The organism is Pseudomonas antarctica (genome assembly GCF_001647715.1).
Classification (GTDB): Bacteria; Pseudomonadota; Gammaproteobacteria; order Pseudomonadales; family Pseudomonadaceae; genus Aquipseudomonas; species Aquipseudomonas antarctica_A.
Map to the genome: position 1 here is coordinate 5,692,631 of NZ_CP015600.1, position 14,681 is coordinate 5,707,311.

15 protein-coding genes are annotated in these 14,681 nt (G+C 58.6%); 6 read left to right on the forward strand and 9 right to left on the reverse strand.

The window, feature by feature from the left end; translation table 11 throughout:
• Positions 1–22 precede the first annotated feature (22 nt).
• Both ppa and A7J50_RS25830 read left to right on the forward strand, forming a co-directional pair.
• Complete coding sequence (gene ppa / locus A7J50_RS25825) at positions 23–550, forward strand: inorganic diphosphatase (RefSeq protein WP_003176323.1); 528 nt, start codon at positions 23–25, stop codon at positions 548–550.
• A gap of 214 nt (positions 551–764) precedes the next feature.
• Positions 765–1,535, forward strand: a complete 771-nt coding sequence (locus A7J50_RS25830; RefSeq protein ID WP_064454306.1) for a LexA family transcriptional regulator — start codon at positions 765–767, stop codon at positions 1,533–1,535.
• A gap of 304 nt (positions 1,536–1,839) precedes the next feature.
• On the opposite strand, the gene A7J50_RS25835 is transcribed toward A7J50_RS25830, so the two are convergent.
• Positions 1,840–2,076, reverse strand: coding sequence for a DUF6124 family protein (locus A7J50_RS25835; RefSeq protein ID WP_064454307.1), 237 nt, complete (start codon positions 2,074–2,076; stop codon positions 1,840–1,842).
• Between the two features lie 451 nt (positions 2,077–2,527).
• On the opposite strand from A7J50_RS25835, the gene ycaC reads away from it, so the two are divergent.
• Positions 2,528–3,160 (forward strand): isochorismate family cysteine hydrolase YcaC, encoded by a 633-nt coding sequence (gene ycaC, locus A7J50_RS25840; protein ID WP_064454308.1) that lies wholly within the window; start codon positions 2,528–2,530, stop codon positions 3,158–3,160.
• Between the two features lie 185 nt (positions 3,161–3,345).
• Here ycaC and A7J50_RS25845 read toward each other — a convergent pair whose 3' ends face one another.
• From A7J50_RS25845 to A7J50_RS25880, 8 genes are all read right to left on the reverse strand, one after another.
• Positions 3,346–4,503, reverse strand: coding sequence for a glutathionylspermidine synthase family protein (locus tag A7J50_RS25845; protein WP_064454309.1), 1,158 nt, complete (start codon positions 4,501–4,503; stop codon positions 3,346–3,348).
• A 12-nt stretch (positions 4,504–4,515) separates the two neighbouring features.
• Positions 4,516–5,229 carry a DUF1190 domain-containing protein gene (locus tag A7J50_RS25850; protein ID WP_064454310.1) on the reverse strand — a complete coding sequence of 238 codons (714 nt, stop codon included), beginning with the start codon at positions 5,227–5,229 and terminating at the stop codon, positions 4,516–4,518.
• An 18-nt stretch (positions 5,230–5,247) separates the two neighbouring features.
• A complete protein-coding gene (locus A7J50_RS25855; protein ID WP_064454311.1) occupies positions 5,248–5,676 on the reverse strand; it encodes a DUF350 domain-containing protein in 429 nt (142 codons plus the stop codon).
• A gap of 15 nt (positions 5,677–5,691) precedes the next feature.
• Positions 5,692–6,366 (reverse strand): DUF2491 family protein, encoded by a 675-nt coding sequence (locus A7J50_RS25860; RefSeq protein ID WP_064454312.1) that lies wholly within the window; start codon positions 6,364–6,366, stop codon positions 5,692–5,694.
• A complete protein-coding gene (locus tag A7J50_RS25865; RefSeq protein WP_064454313.1) occupies positions 6,353–7,387 on the reverse strand; it encodes an ion channel in 1,035 nt (344 codons plus the stop codon). The genes A7J50_RS25860 and A7J50_RS25865 overlap by 14 nt, the downstream gene beginning before the upstream one ends.
• Positions 7,388–7,459: 72 nt before the next feature.
• Entirely contained in the window at positions 7,460–8,020 is a 561-nt protein-coding gene (locus tag A7J50_RS25870) for a rhomboid family intramembrane serine protease (protein WP_064454314.1), read from the reverse strand.
• Between the two features lie 250 nt (positions 8,021–8,270).
• Complete coding sequence (locus A7J50_RS25875) at positions 8,271–8,969, reverse strand: PspA/IM30 family protein (protein WP_064454315.1); 699 nt, start codon at positions 8,967–8,969, stop codon at positions 8,271–8,273.
• 17 nt (positions 8,970–8,986) lie between these two features.
• Positions 8,987–9,568 carry a YjfI family protein gene (locus A7J50_RS25880; RefSeq protein WP_094470401.1) on the reverse strand — a complete coding sequence of 194 codons (582 nt, stop codon included), beginning with the start codon at positions 9,566–9,568 and terminating at the stop codon, positions 8,987–8,989.
• 606 nt (positions 9,569–10,174) lie between these two features.
• On the opposite strand from A7J50_RS25880, the gene A7J50_RS25885 reads away from it, so the two are divergent.
• The 3 genes from A7J50_RS25885 (at position 10,175) to A7J50_RS25895 (ending at position 14,625) form a co-directional block, all read left to right on the forward strand.
• The gene (locus A7J50_RS25885) at positions 10,175–13,342 is read left to right on the forward strand and encodes a hypothetical protein (RefSeq protein ID WP_064454317.1); all 3,168 of its coding nucleotides are present in this window, start codon (positions 10,175–10,177) and stop codon (positions 13,340–13,342) included.
• Positions 13,343–13,664: 322 nt separating this feature from the next.
• The gene (locus A7J50_RS25890; RefSeq protein WP_064454318.1) at positions 13,665–14,309 is read left to right on the forward strand and encodes an NAD(P)H-dependent oxidoreductase; all 645 of its coding nucleotides are present in this window, start codon (positions 13,665–13,667) and stop codon (positions 14,307–14,309) included.
• The gene (locus A7J50_RS25895; protein WP_064454319.1) at positions 14,248–14,625 is read left to right on the forward strand and encodes a MerR family transcriptional regulator; all 378 of its coding nucleotides are present in this window, start codon (positions 14,248–14,250) and stop codon (positions 14,623–14,625) included. Before A7J50_RS25890 ends, A7J50_RS25895 begins: the two co-directional genes overlap by 62 nt.
• Positions 14,626–14,681: the final 56 nt, after the last annotated feature.

Below are 14,681 nucleotides of genomic sequence, written 5' to 3' on the forward strand. Positions count from 1 at the left end.
CCAACTACGGGGGCAACGCCCAATGAGCTACAGCAAGATTCCGGCTGGCAAAGACCTGCCGAACGACATCTACGTCGCCATCGAAATTCCGGCCAACCACGCGCCGATCAAATACGAAATCGACAAAGACAGCGACTGCCTGTTCGTTGACCGTTTCATGGCCACCCCGATGTTCTACCCGGCCAACTACGGTTTCATCCCGAACACCCTGGCTGACGACGGTGATCCCCTCGACGTGCTGGTAGTAACCCCTTACCCGGTTACCCCAGGCTCGGTGATTCGCGCGCGCCCAGTCGGCATCCTGAACATGACCGACGACGGCGGCGGCGATGCCAAAGTTATCGCGGTACCCCACGACAAGCTGTCCCAGCTGTACGTGGACGTGAAGGAATACACTGACCTGCCGCCACTGCTGCTGGAACAGATCAAGCACTTCTTCGAGAACTACAAAGACCTCGAAAAAGGCAAATGGGTGAAGATCGACGGTTGGGGCAACGCAGACGCCGCCCGCGCCGAGATCATGAAGTCGGTCGCTGCCTACAAAGGCTGATACCCGCTCCTCATTGCCCTGGCAATCAAAAAAGCCCCGACTATTCGGGGCTTTTTTTGTGGGAAAAATTAAACTCCAAGTTCAATGTTTAATGCGCAGCGTTTAAAAAAGTTAGATGACTGAAATATCGGACTACAACTAAGCAAATCCCTACACGCGCAATTCAACACATGGTTTATTTGATGTATTTTTCCGGCCAGTAAACTCTGCGTTTATGAATACATCAGGTGATCGACTAAAAGCGTTATTACGGGAAGTTCATCTTTCCGCCTCCGACTTCGCCAAGAACCGCGGTGTCACGCCTCAACACGTGAACAACTGGTTCAAACGCGGCGTGCCCATGGGCCGACTCAACGAGATCGCAGAACTGCTCTGCGTCTCCAGCCGTTGGCTACGCACCGGCGAAGGCCTCAAACACCCACCGGCCAACTTCCTGCTGGAAGGCCCGGACACAGCCAAAGGATTGCGCACCCGCGAAGACAGCGGCAAATACCTCACAGGCCCCGCCTGCCTCCCGGAAAAAATCGACGTGGAGATCGCCCTCCACCCCACCTTCACCTCCACCGAACGCATCCGCGTCTCCCTGCACACCCTCGAAACCCTCAACGTAAACCCCGACCGCGCCGTAGGCGCCTACATGGTCGACAACAGCATGATCGACATCATCCAACAAGGCGCCACCCTCGCCATCGACCGCGGCCGCAGCCAAATCACCGACGGCGAAATCTACGCCGTCGAACACGACGGCATGCTACGCATCAAATACCTCTACAACCGCCCCGGCGGCGGCCTGCGCATGCGCAGCCACAACGCCAGCGAACACCCCGACGAATACCTCACCCACGAGCAACGCTTCGAACAGAACTTCGAGATCGTGGGCTGGGTGTTCTGGTGGTCCACCCTCAACAACCGCCGACCGGTGCCACTGGACGAACACCTGCTGGGCTGGGAAGGCTCTAAATCGGACCCGGAGGTAGGCATTTGAAATGAATGTGGGTATCATGCGCCGCACATTTGGCAGGGGATGGCTTTGCGCTATCTATCCTGCTCGGCGATGCGGAGGAGTTCCCGCTGATGCCCCTACTATTCAGCCAGACGTGATGTGGGCTGAGCGATTTGAAGGCTGGTGAGGTTTGTCAAAAACAAGCTGAGGCAGTCCCCGAGAAGCCGGCCACAAGCCGGCTTTTTAATGCCCGTGAGAATTACAAACCAATTGTCCAAACAGCTATTGGACAATTGGAATAAGCAAAAGCGGGTCAGCTATCGAGATACCCATCTCTCAAGGCACACTACCTCGGCTGCAAACACTCCACAGCCCGATCCGCCACCATCTTCGCCATCTCCACCAAATGCATCACCGCCCTATGCGGCGCCCCCAGCGGTTCACCAAGCACTTGCGACGTAGCCACCGCACACTGCAGCAACTCGGCCACTCGCACCCAGGCATCCTCGAAGCTCAGCTCTTCGTTAACAGTAAATGGCTTAGTCGCAGCCGATGACGGCAAATCCGAAACAACGTTATCCATAGAAAACCTCTAGCGGTAAGTGATTACCACCGTCCTTTCGCGACTAAACGAGCAGAGGTGGCGGCTGTACGCAGGTTAGTCGACCGGCCGCTAGGCACCGGCGCACCCGAAGGTGCCCTGCGCACAGCCACCATAAAGTGCAGCTGAGAAGACACCTGGCTTTGGGATGGCGCGTGCGCCTAGCGAAGTCCGGGCGACTAAACCCGATCACTGAATGTGCAGTGACGGTCCGCAGCCTAGTCGCGGGATTTTGCTGGCGCAAGCCGCTGGGATTCTCTAGGAAACGTCCTGCAAATGAAAGGGACCGGTACTGCTGGCCCTCCAACCATTGTCACCTATGCGTTGACAGTCTTACCTTTCCCACCCGATTTATCCCCCACGCCCCACCCATTAATCTGTGCCCATGTTGAACGCAACGCCAAACCGACCTAAACAAAAAAGGATTTCAATCATGAGCACTCCAACTCTCAGCCGCTTGAACAAAGACGACGCCGTAGTCCTGCTGGTCGACCACCAAACCGGTCTGATCTCGCTGGTGCAGGACTTCTCCCCCAACGAGTTCAAGAACAACGTGCTGGCTCTGGCGGACCTGGCGAAGTTCTTCAACCTGCCGACCATCCTCACCACCAGTTTCGAGCAGGGCCCTAATGGACCGTTGGTGCCGGAGTTGAAGGAGATGTTTCCGGAGGCGCCGTATATCGCTCGTCCTGGTCAAATTAATGCGTGGGATAACGAGGATTTCGTTAAGGCGGTCAAGGCGACTGGGCGTAAGCAGATCATCATTGCGGGTGTGGTGACGGATGTGTGTGTGGCGTTCCCGACGTTGTCGGCGCTGGCGGAGGGGTTTGAGGTGTTTGTGGTGACGGATGCGTCGGGCACGTTTAATACCACGGTGCAGCAGGCGGCGTGGAGCCGGATGACGCAGGCGGGGGCGCAGTTGATGAATTGGTTTTCGGTGGCGTGTGAGTTGCAGGGTGACTGGCGCAATGACATGGAAGGGTTGGGGAATTTGTTGTCTCAGCGGATTCCTAACTATCGGAATTTGATGAATGGGTATGCGGCGGTGACGGCGCGTCAGGGCTGAGGTTGAGGGGCTGTGTGGCCGGCAAAAAACTGTCGGAGTGGGCTTGCCCGCGATGGCGGTGGGTCAGTCAATCTATTCGGTGACTGACACACCGTCTTCGCGGGCAAGTCGAATCGTCGCACCGCCGCTCCCACATTTGATCTTGGCTGCTTTGAGCATTGCGTTGGTGTTTACCGCTAACTCACTCAGTCGAGGATCAGGTGCGGCAAGAACCGGCTTGAGTCCTTGGTGATCAAGCTATTGTCTTCGCGCACGCCAATGCCGGCGGCCTGATCGCCAATCACCCACGACCCAATCAGCGTGTAGCTGTCGCCAAAGCGCGGCAGCGGTGCAAACTCTTGGAGGATAAACGGCGCATCCGTGTAGGGGCCGTCTTCTTTTACGATCAGGCCGTCGGCGGTTTGCAGTTCGATATTGGCGCCTTCGCGGGAGAAGAACGGCTTGCGCACCCAGCCTTTTGGCACGGCTTTGCCGGGGTCGGTATCCAGGTGGGACGCGAGCAGGTTGGGGTGGCCTTGGTTGAATTCCCACAGCAGCGGCAGGATGCCTTTGTTGGAGAGGATGGCTTTCCAGGCGGGCTCGAAAAACTGCGTATCGCACTGGGCAATCGCGGTGCCGAAGGGCTCGTGGAAGATGAATTCCCAGGCGTGCAGTTTGAACAGGTGGGGAATCCAGCGATCTTCGAGGTCGACGAAACGGCCGTCGCTGGTCAGGCCGATGTCTTCGATGTCGATGTGGCGTGATTCGATGCCGACCTTTTCCGCGACGAGGCGCAGGTAGTCGGTGGTGCCTTTGTCTTCGACCGAGTCTTTCATCGAGGCGAAGTAGAACGGCTGGTTGACCTGCAATTGGGCGAAGGCCTGGTGCAGTTTGGTGTCGATGCTGTTGAACTGGTCGGCATGCTTGGGCAGCAGGCCGCGTTCGATGCATTGTTCCAGCCAGCCCCATTGAAACGCCGCGGCCTCATAGAGGCTGGTCGGCGTGTCGTAGTTGAGTTCGAGCAGCTTGGCGGGCCCGCTGCCGTTGTAGGAGAAGTCCATGCGCCCGTACAGGTGCGGGTGGCCTTCGAGCCATGAGGTTCGAATCATGTCGAAGAACGGCGCGGGAATGCTCAGGCGTTCCAGCAACTCTTCGCTCTGAACCACGCGGGCCACGAGGTCCATGCACATGTCATGGATCTCGGTGGTCGGGTCTTCGAGGTCGCGCTCGATTTGCTGAAGCGTGAATTGGTAGTACGCGCGCTCGTCCCAGTAGGGTTCGCCGTCAATGGTGTGGAACAGAAAGCCGAGGCTGTCGGCAGTCTGTTTCCAGTCATGACGTTCTGCGCATTGGATTTTTTTCATGGCCCGGTTTCCTTAGCTGCTCGACCCGCCGCCGCCCCAGCCGCTGCGGGCGCTGGCTTTGCTGCCGAAGCCGCCACGGGAGGTAGAGGACGCCACGGACACCGGCTTGCTGGAGGAGCGCAGCGTGTTGGTGTAATTGCTGCTGCCGTACCTGGCCTGGTTGGAACGGCCGAATGTCGCCCCATTCGAGACCCGCTGGTTAAGCGTCGAGTTGCCGTAATTGCCGCGATCATCGCGATAGCGATACACCGGCTCGGAGCGGTAGCTGTTGCGATTGTTGCTGAGCATGTTGCCGATCAGCAGGCCGGTCAGCAGGCTGCTGGTGGAGAAGCCTGAGCCGCCACTGTTCGCTTGAGAACCGCCGGCTTGCGCATTGGCCGCATCGACCTGGGATTGGGTCACCTGGCCGGCGGCGGTCAGTTCGAAACCGCCCAGCTTGGGGATGAACTTGCCGGTGGAATCCTGCTGGCACCAGTTGGCGACAAAGTCGGCATCGCAATCGGCCTGGCTGTCGTACACCGGGGCAATGCGCCGGTGCTCGGCCATGGCCGTCATGTAGGCGTCCGAGCACACATCCACCGGCAGCTTTTCATCGGCGCATTGCTGAACAGACTGGAAGTTGTACTTCTTCTGCAAATCGTAGGTTTTTTCCGTCGGCCCACAGCCGGATATCGCCATGGCGACCGACGCTGCCAGCGACAGCTGGACGTACTTGCTTCGTTTCATCGGGAGCTCCGTGCGCGATCAGTTCTGGGTAGGCGTCATGCACGCGGCATTCAACATGCCGACGCTGATGGCCACGGCGGCCACGTAGATACCGGCCGCGAGTTCGCCATTCTTGATGCGCTCGGACGTGCCTTTGAGCACCAGGCTGGTCAGCAGAAAGGCCAACAGTTGGACGCCGGCAGCGATCACCGCCCAGACGACGAAGTCGAGGATGCTGATCGAGTAGGCAATCACGTTGCTGGCCGGAATGGCGAAACCGATGATGGCACCGCCCAGGGCGACCGCCGCCGACACGTTGCCCGCACGGATCAGTTCGAACTCCTTGTGCGGTGTGACGCGGGTGTAGATGAACTGGAACAGCGCGAAGATGACGGCAGCCCCCAGGATGTACGTGACAAACCCGAACACGGCCGCTTTGTTCAGGGAGATGGAGAGAGCTTCTAGCATGGATTTCTTCCTTTTTTAGAGCGCATTCAGGTCGGTTGTGTACAGCGAAATGCCCAGCGAGGTGCTCAGGCTGATGGTGCCTTCCGCGTCTTCTTCGACGGAAAACAGCAAAAACTCTCGACGATCGGTCAGGCCTGTGTCGCGGGCGTACAGCATCGAACGGTGCTCGACGGTGTAGGCGGTCTCGGGGTTGCTCACCTGTTCGGTCATCGCCACCAGTTCTGTCTGGCCGGCCTCGCTGCCCCACACACGGGCGTACTCGACGCCGTCGTGGGTGTAGGTCGGCAGCCCGATCAGGCTTTGTGGCCCGGCCAGCCGGCGCAGTTCCGCTTCACTGCTGAGGGTGACGACGCTCAGGTAGTTGAACAGGATCACCGACTCGACCTGCCCGGCGATCTCGCCGGTGGTGTGCACCTGCAGCCAGTAATCTTCGTCGTTCATGTAGTAGCGCGACAGCCAGGTCGATTGCCCGAGGTCAACGGTGCCGTTGGCCCAGATCTCCTGGGAGCCGGGGATCACCACCGTGGTTTTCTCATCGAGCAGCAGTTTCAGGCTGGTGTCGAACATCACGCCTTTGCCCGGCGCCAGGCCCAACGGGCCCGTAACCGGCAGGGTTTGGCCTGCGGTCCATTTCGATTCTGTATTCGCTTGCGGGGCCTCAAGCCCCATCAACTGTTTAAACCATCCCATTGGAGATTTCCTTGAGGCGGGTGGAGGCGATGTAGAAGAGTTCGCCGCCTTCAACGCGCGTGGCGCCAGGCGGGTTGATTGACGGTTGTTGAGCACCTTTGGCGCGATAGCCGATGAGGGTGGCGTTGTGCTGTTCTTTCATCCGGGTGTACAGGTCGCCGAACGTTGCCTCAAAGGCCTCGGGCAATTTCATCAGGTATTGGGTGGCGCCTTGCCCCACGCACAGCAGCTCATTAATGACCACTGACGAGCCCGGATCCTGAGAGGCGCGCACCAACATTTCGATGGCCATGCTTGAGGTGCATTCCAGGCTGGGGGCGTAGGAGCTGGCGAGTGCGGCAATTTCACTTTCATTGAAGTGGGCGACCACATGCCCCACAGGGCTCAATTGATTCACCGCCAGCACGGTGGCCAGCGTCAGGTCATCAGAGGGGGTTCGCACCAGCACCCGCTCGGCACCGGGAACACCTGCGCGCCGCAGTAACGCGGTAGAGGACAGACTTTCGCCTCTGACGAACGCCGCTTTGCCCGGCATCGGGTTTTCGTCCAGCGTGCAATCGCAAATGACGATCAGGTTGTCGTTCGAGGTTTCGTCTTGAAGCAACAACTCAATGACCCGTTCGCTGGTCGCGCCTTCCCAGCCGATGAGCACGGTGTGGCCAACCTTGCCAGTGAAATCGCCTTTGCCCTTCATGCCTTTTCTCCATGCATCAATAACACTGCTGGTGGTTTTTCCGATGGCTGCGGTCAGCAGCGCAATGCCCCCAAGCATGACCCAGGTGGCGACAAAAACTCGCCCCGCCGAGGTCTGCGGTGCGAGGTCGCCATAGCCGACAGTGAGCGTGGTGGTGAGATAGAAGTAAATAAACGTGGCGGGCGCGGTGAGGTGGTGTTCGCCCAGAAACACCAGGCCCAGATACGCCGTGCTCAGGTGTACGCCCAAGGCAATGACCAGCCCTGCCCAGCCGAAGCGGTGAAAGAGGGAGGCGGCGTAAAGGCGCAACAAAAGAAAAATCGACATGTCGTCCCTGATTCCCTGGGTACTTGATTCCTGATGACGTCAGCGCCCCGGCGTCTGGATGCTCAAGTGCGTTCACCCGGCATTAAACCTGCTGCGCGGCGCAGAGAGAAGTACCTTGGCCGCAATAAACCCGGCGAGTGCACCAAACAGATGGCCTTCGAAGGAAATCCCCTGGCGCGGCATAAAGCCAAGGATCAGCCCGCCATACAGCAGCGCCACGACAGCGGCGGTGATCAGGTTGCTCCAGCTCCGGTGGAACCAGGCGCGAGACAGCAGGTAGGCCCATAGCCCGAATACCCAGCCGCTGGCACCGACGTGTACGCCGGTAAAACCGAACAGCCAGACCAGCGAGCCGCCCAGCAGAATAATGATCGCGCTGACGGCGATGAACCGGTTGAGCCCTTCGACAATGACCAGGGTGCCCAGTACCAAAAAGGCAATCAGGTTGGCGCTCAGGTGCGCGAAGGACGCGTGTAAAAAAGGTGAGGCGAGGATGCCGAACAGCCCCTGCACCGTTCTCGGGACCAGGCCGAATGCCATGAGGCTGTAACCGGTGGCTACATTGAGCAGTTGCAGCGCGACCATAAAGACGGCCAGGCCTGCGATTGTCTTGAAACCCTTCAGGGTATCCATCCTGACCTCGACGTAAAAAAAGGAAGGGCAGACCTTAATGCCGGTCAGTTAAGTGCAAGCCCCTTGTGGGAGCAGCGGTGCGACGACTCGACCGGCTCGCGAAAGCGGTGGGTCAGTCAACATCAATGCTTGCCGGGCCGACGCATTCGCGAGCAAGTCGAATCGTCGCACCGCCGCTCCCACATTTGATCTTCACTGCTTTGAGCATTTCGTCCACTTAACTGACCTGCCCTTCCTGCTGCGGCGTTATTTACTGAGCCGACTTTTGCTTCAGGCGTTCCAGAATCGCATTGGCGCTGCCTGTGTCCGGCGTGATGCCGGCTTCGCGCAGCTTGCGCTCCAGGTCGGTGCCCGTGGATGCCTCAGCCAGCTCATCCTGGGCTTGCAGTTCAGCGGCGCGTTGCTGCTGCTTGGCTTGCAAGCGGTTCAGCGTACCGACGGCGGTTTCCAGCTTGCCGTTGGCGCCGCCACTGGCGATGGACGCACTGACCTGGGCCTTTTGTACGCTTTCGCGCGCCTTGGCCATGTCCACTTGCTGGCGCAGGCTTTTGATCCGGCTTTCGGCTTTGGTGATGTCTTTGCGCATGCTCTCTGCATACCCGCCGAACTCGGTGGTCTGCTTTTGCTCGACGTCACGTTCGTTGGTCAGGCTCGAAATGGCTTCGGCGACTTCCATGGCCAGGTCTTCGCGATTGGCCTGGATAGCTGCCATCGCCTTGGACTCCAGGTCCTTGATCTTGGCGTCGTACTCGCCCACGCGATCAGCCGCCAGCTTGTGCTTGGCCATGATGCTGACCAGCTCACGCTTGGCGTTGGCCAGCGCCGTGTCGGCGTCGCGAATTTCCTGGTCGAGGATGCGCAGGGCTTGTTGGTCAACGATCGATTCGCCGACTTCGCTGGCACCGCCACGCAGCGCGGTGAACAATTTGCTCCAGATGGACTGAGTCATTGGATACTCCCGAATAATTAATTGAAGAAACGTTCGAAGGCTTCGCTGGCGCGCTGCACGTTATCAACCAGGGTTTTCACCTCGGTCACGATGTTGGTCAGGCTGGAGTCGGAACTCAGTGCGCCGAACATGTTGTAAACAACTTGCCCGTTAGGCATGGACTCGATACCGATCGAAGACAACGGGAACATTTCCCGGCTGCGCAGCACCGCGTCATTGAATGCGGTTACGTCGTTGATGGACTCGACGTCGACCAGCACGGTGTCCACGATGATCTGCTCGCCCACTACCGCGATGTAAATCGGCAAGCCCCCGAAGTCGTTCATTTCCAGCTTGATGCTGGACTCGGAGCCTTGAACCAGAGAAAGCGTAATGTCGTTGGACACCACTTCGTCCAAGGCCTGAAAAGCCGTGAAGAGGCGATCGATATTCCAGTTAGTACCTGCGCTCATGAAATTCTCCGACATGAATGAGCCAGCCAGAATCGGCTGGCGAAGCTGTTTCTCCATCTGCTTGAGCAGGCTTCGGTTTTCGGGAAGCACCCAAGTCTCGTGTTTCACATAACCGGCGGCTGCCAGGCCCGCGCGCATCTGCTTCATGTAAAAGCTCGACGGCTTTTTCGCGGGCGACTTCAAGCGCTCTCCCTTGCGGCTTGCTGAATCGGTATCGGGCCCTGCTGGCGGGCTCGATGGAGAGCTGCTTTTCATGGTACTGACCTCGTTGTGAAAAACTCACGCGTGAGAAAATCTACAGGTAAATCTCGGCTTGCTCAATAGCTCACGCGTGAGATTTTTTCCCGGCGTTTCCGCTCGATCCAAACGCACTCCTTGCCCAAGGGTGGCACGACTGCATCGCAATCTGATGAACGGTTATTCGGCACTGACAGCGCATCAACACTCCGCTTGCCGCGCTCTAGGATAAGCCTGCCTTTAACGACGAGCTTTTTTGCAGGTGCCGGCCCCTACTCTCTGAATGTTCAAAATTAGCCTTGGCGTTGTGAATTGTTGTGAAGGCCGGGCAAGTGGGCCAATTCGTCATGCTAAGTTGCGTGACGTTGTCATTTGCAGCACTTACGCACAGCGGCCGACCCACTAAGTCCGCCCTCTTGTTATTCAATAAACAGCCTCGGGTAGTTATCCAGGAAGTTGGGCGCCCCTGCGCGTCTTAAAAGACGCCGGCGCAATAATTACATCAGGAGAAGAACCATGGTAGCGAAGGTAGAAACGACCCCAAAGGACGCCGCGGTCACCCCTGAAAGCTCCGTCGCTGCCTGGGAAAAATCCGTCAAAAAAGCTTCTGCACCGAAGGATGAGTTGGGCAAAGGCCAGAAACGCCCCGAAGGTGATACCCGCTCGGCCCAGCAAATCATTGATGACACGCCGCTGCTCGTCCAGCTCGGCAACCAAAGTGGGGTCAAGGACAACCTTAAAAAGCAGGTCGGCGATTTTGAGAAAGATGCGGACGCGGCCTATCGCGCCTCCAAGGTGCTGGAGCATGTTGAATACATTGATGAAGACGGCAAGCTGACCGATGGCAAGAATGTCGGCAACACCAGCATCGACGGGTTCACCAAGGACGGCGAGGCTCGGCACGGCACCGAGGCAGGCCGCCTGCAGGATTTCGGCAAGTATGGCTATTCGAGCCTGCGCGGCGAGGTGGTGAAGTCGGACTTGGGCGACCAGCAGAAGCGCCCTGAGGGTGACACGCGCTCGGCCAAGGAGATTATCGACGCCACGCCGCTGTTGAAAAACCTGGGTAACCAGAGCGATGTGAAGGAAAACCTCAAGAAACAGGTGGGAGATTTCGAGAACGATGCCGACGCCGCGTACCGCGCCACCCAGGTGCTGGAGCATGTTGTCAGCCTCGATGAAAACGGCAAGTTGCTGACCGGCATCGACGCCAGGAATAAAGACAACGACAGCATTGATGGCTTCACCAAAGACAAAGAGGCCCGCCACGGCACCGAGGCCGGCCGCTTGCAGGATTTCGGCAAGTACGGCTACTCAAGCCTCAAGGGCGACCTGATGCACGTCAAAGACGCGACGCATACCGACAAGGCCGCGCCGCCCGATGAGCCGCAGGACGTGCAGGCCCTGCGCGACAAGTACAACATCCCGACCTTCGGCGCCGAAGGGTTGATGGACATGGAGTTGCCCAACGACAAGACCGTGGGCGGCCAGACGGCCGAGAACTTTGTGCAGGGCATCCGCGATGACATCAAGAGCGGCAAGCTGAGCGAAGACTCGGATGAAGCCAAGATCGTCAAACTGATGGACGCCCAGGCCGCACTGGACAGTGGCTACGACCTGTACGGCTATGCCGAAAGCATCAACCTGGGCAGCGGCACTTACCGGGAAACGGATAAGACCCCGACCAAGTTGAACGGCAAAGACGTGAAGGAGATGGTCGACGAGGACAAACTTGCCAAAGAAATTTCCACGTTGATGGGCAAGGAAGGGATTAAGGATCGTTACGACGCAGAACTAAAGAAAAGTGTCGGTAGTTTGTCGGAAGATCGCTTGAATGAAGTGCGCGAACAAGTGTTCCCGGCCCTGTTCAAAGATGGCACCCGTGATGCCAACTTGAACTTCGAAGAATATGTAATCGCCATGAATGACTCGGGCGATCCAAAAAAATCGGAAATGGCCGAGTTGGACGTGGACCGCTATTTCGAGTCGCTGCGTATTCTCGAACCGGACAGCTACACCGCGCGCCGTCAGACCTTCGACCAGAACATGATGACGCACCAGCTCAACACCTACATGGAAAACCCCGACAAGGTGTCGCCGGAAAATGCCGAAAGTGGGCTGAAGGCCTCGTTCACCATGATCAAGGGCGGCATCAACGCCGCCTTGGGTGGGCTGGACAAGGGCGACAAAGCCTACGACATGTACAAAAAAATGAAGGATGAGATCGACATCCTCGACGGCCATATCAAAGGGCTGACCCCGGCGGAAAACAAACAGATCGCAGCGGCGATTCGTCTCGCTGCCGCCAGCGGCGACCCGAAAGCCATCGACAAAGTGGTCGACACCCAATTAAAGGGCCTGGGCGCCAATCGCGAGGCGGCCGCCGGTTCCTTGAAGACGGTGCTGCACACCGCCAGTTCCACGGGCGGGCTCAGTGCCATGGCGGGCACCATGAACCTGGTCAGCGGCGCCCTGCAGCTCGCCAATGGCGGCGGCAACATGACCGACGACCAGAAAATCGCCGCCGCGAAAGACCTGGTCGCCGGCTTGAGCTTTACCAACGACTTCCTCAAGTTCGGTTCGAACATTGTGGAAACCCTGGGTGGCTCTAAAACCTATGACCCTGCGGTGGACAAAGACGGTAAAGGCCCGCCCAAAATCAAAGCCACCGAATGGCTCGGCCTGATCGATGAGAACCTGCCGGATATCTGGGGCAAGAAAGCCACTGAAAAATCTGACGCACTGGCCGCATCCATCAGCACCCGCGTCAAAGAGTCGTCCGAAACCCTCAAGAAGCTCGACGTGGGCAACCTGTCGGCCGATGAGGTCAAGGAGTACGACAACGCCGCCAAATCCCTTGGCGAACACATGGGCGTCAAGGACATTCCCGGCAAAGGCACGCCAGCTTCAAAATCCGACATTGCGATCGCCTCCGGGCGCTCGTTCCTGCGCTTTATGGGCGGCGCTGGCCTGGATTTGACCGGCGGCGTGATGGACATCGTTTCCGGCGCGCGCAAACTGAAAACTGCCAAGACCGCACTGGAAAAAACCGACGCGGCCTTCACGCTGGGCGGTGGTGCGTCCGGCACCGGCATGGCGATCGCCAATACCATCGCGATGTTCGCCCCCAAAGGCGCGCACCTGGCAGGCAAACTGGCCGGTGATGTTGCCGCCACGGTTATACGCGGCCTCGCCATCGGTGCCCGTGTGGCGGGCCCGATTTTCGCCGTGGCCGGTGTGATCTTCGGGGTGGCAGGCACCCTGATCGCGGAGGCGGTCGAGCATGCCAAAATGCAAAAGCTCACCGATTCCCAAGGCAAGTTCTTCAAAGACCTCGCCGCCGCCGGCGTGACCAAGGACGACTGGGGCGACAAGCTCGAATACGCGCGTTATGCCACCTATATGTATGGGGGCCGGGACACGCCGGACGACAAATCGATGTTCGAGTACCAGTCGGACGAGTGGAAACACTTCAAGGAAACCCAAGACAAAAAAGGCAGCTCGCTGGCGCGGTTGGCGCCCTATCTGCACAAAGACAGCGACCCCGACAGCAAGAACCTGTGGGAAAAATTCCTGGCGGGCGGGACCAGTTCCAGCGGGCCGCATGGCAGTGAGCGGCACACCGATGACTGGCGGCCTTGGGGCAGCACGGACATGGACACGGGGAGCAAGAACACGGCCTGATGTTGCGTAGGCATTTTTCAAGCAAGCCCCTGCTCTTCTGTTAAGCGCAGATCCCTGCGGGAGTGGGCTTGCTCGCGAAAGCGGTGGTTCAGTCAACCTCAATGTTGGCTGGGCCGACGTCTGCGCGAGCAAGCCCGCTCCCACATTTGATCTTTGCTGCTTTGAGTATTGCGTTCGCTTAACTGACCGGCATTGAGGCAAGCCGGTGGATGTTTGTGCAGCAGCCTGCTGCACAAATACTCCGCAGCACTAGCCCGGCCCTTGACTCTCCCCTATACGGCACACCCTACCCTGAACACCTCGACGTTCAGGACCTCACCCCATGCACCAACGCATCCTGGTCATCCTCGGCCACCCTTCCACCACGAGCCTCTGCTCAGCCTTGGCCGAAGCCTACATCCACAGCGCAAAAGTCGCTGGCCACCCAGTACGCGTCCTATCCCTGGGCGATCTCACTTTCGACCCCGTTCTTCACCACGGCTACACGCAGATCCAGGCGTTGGAGCCCGATTTGATCAGCGCCCAGTCCGACATCCTCTGGGCCACCCATCTGGCTTTCGTTTTCCCGATTTGGTGGGGCGGTACTCCGGCGTTGTTGAAGGGGTTTATCGACCGTATTTTTCTACCCGGCTTTGCCTTTAAATACCGCGAAGGCAAGTTGTTTCCTGACAAGCTGCTGCTCGGCCGAACCGCGCACTTGTTGGTGACCCTGGACACGCCGCCGTGGTATTACCGCTGGTTCTACCGCATGCCGGGCATTCATCAGCTGCGCAGCGCAACCCTGGCGTTTTGCGGCATCCAGCCGATCAAGACGTTGCTGTTCGGGCCGGTGCTGGGATCTACGCCAGCGCAACGGGCAAAGTGGCTGACACAGGCTGGCGGATTGATGGGAAAAGGGAGTTTTCATGTACATCGGCAAAGCCGCGCAACTGTCGGGCACGACCATCAAGGCGATTCGTCACTATGAGGCGATTGGCCTGTTGCCAGCACCGCAGCGGGAGGGACGTTATCGGGTCTATTCAGCGCAAAGTGTCGAGCTGTTGGCGTTGATCAAGTGCGCCCAGCAGTTGGGTTTCAAGCTCAAGGAGTTGCAGGAGATTTTGCACGGGCACGAGGCTGATGCGTTGCCTTGGGAGCGCGCAGACCAGGCCATCACCAGCAAGAAGCACGAACTGGCCGCGCAGATTGCCGGGTTACAGCAGATGCAGGCGGGGTTGACCGCATTTGAAGCACAGCTTAAGGACGCGCAGGGGCAGTGTTATTTAACCGCTGACAGTGACTGACTTTCCCGGACGACGACGCCTTCTGGCTCGGTGTCTGGTGGACGATGAGCCGAATA

What these genes read in the sequence shown, in the direction of transcription:
- ppa (WP_003176323.1), top strand. Translation starts at nt 23, where the DNA reads ATGAGCTACAGCAAGATTCCGGCTGGCAAAGACCTGCCGAACGACATC.
- A7J50_RS25830 (WP_064454306.1), top strand. Translation starts at nt 765, where the DNA reads ATGAATACATCAGGTGATCGACTAAAAGCGTTATTACGGGAAGTTCAT.
- A7J50_RS25835 (WP_064454307.1), bottom strand. Translation starts at nt 2,076, where the DNA reads ATGGATAACGTTGTTTCGGATTTGCCGTCATCGGCTGCGACTAAGCCA.
- ycaC (WP_064454308.1), top strand. Translation starts at nt 2,528, where the DNA reads ATGAGCACTCCAACTCTCAGCCGCTTGAACAAAGACGACGCCGTAGTC.
- A7J50_RS25845 (WP_064454309.1), bottom strand. Translation starts at nt 4,503, where the DNA reads ATGAAAAAAATCCAATGCGCAGAACGTCATGACTGGAAACAGACTGCC.
- A7J50_RS25850 (WP_064454310.1), bottom strand. Translation starts at nt 5,229, where the DNA reads ATGAAACGAAGCAAGTACGTCCAGCTGTCGCTGGCAGCGTCGGTCGCC.
- A7J50_RS25855 (WP_064454311.1), bottom strand. Translation starts at nt 5,676, where the DNA reads ATGCTAGAAGCTCTCTCCATCTCCCTGAACAAAGCGGCCGTGTTCGGG.
- A7J50_RS25860 (WP_064454312.1), bottom strand. Translation starts at nt 6,366, where the DNA reads ATGGGATGGTTTAAACAGTTGATGGGGCTTGAGGCCCCGCAAGCGAAT.
- A7J50_RS25865 (WP_064454313.1), bottom strand. Translation starts at nt 7,387, where the DNA reads ATGTCGATTTTTCTTTTGTTGCGCCTTTACGCCGCCTCCCTCTTTCAC.
- A7J50_RS25870 (WP_064454314.1), bottom strand. Translation starts at nt 8,020, where the DNA reads ATGGATACCCTGAAGGGTTTCAAGACAATCGCAGGCCTGGCCGTCTTT.
- A7J50_RS25875 (WP_064454315.1), bottom strand. Translation starts at nt 8,969, where the DNA reads ATGACTCAGTCCATCTGGAGCAAATTGTTCACCGCGCTGCGTGGCGGT.
- A7J50_RS25880 (WP_094470401.1), bottom strand. Translation starts at nt 9,568, where the DNA reads ATGAAGCAGATGCGCGCGGGCCTGGCAGCCGCCGGTTATGTGAAACAC.
- A7J50_RS25885 (WP_064454317.1), top strand. Translation starts at nt 10,175, where the DNA reads ATGGTAGCGAAGGTAGAAACGACCCCAAAGGACGCCGCGGTCACCCCT.
- A7J50_RS25890 (WP_064454318.1), top strand. Translation starts at nt 13,665, where the DNA reads ATGCACCAACGCATCCTGGTCATCCTCGGCCACCCTTCCACCACGAGC.
- A7J50_RS25895 (WP_064454319.1), top strand. Translation starts at nt 14,248, where the DNA reads ATGTACATCGGCAAAGCCGCGCAACTGTCGGGCACGACCATCAAGGCG.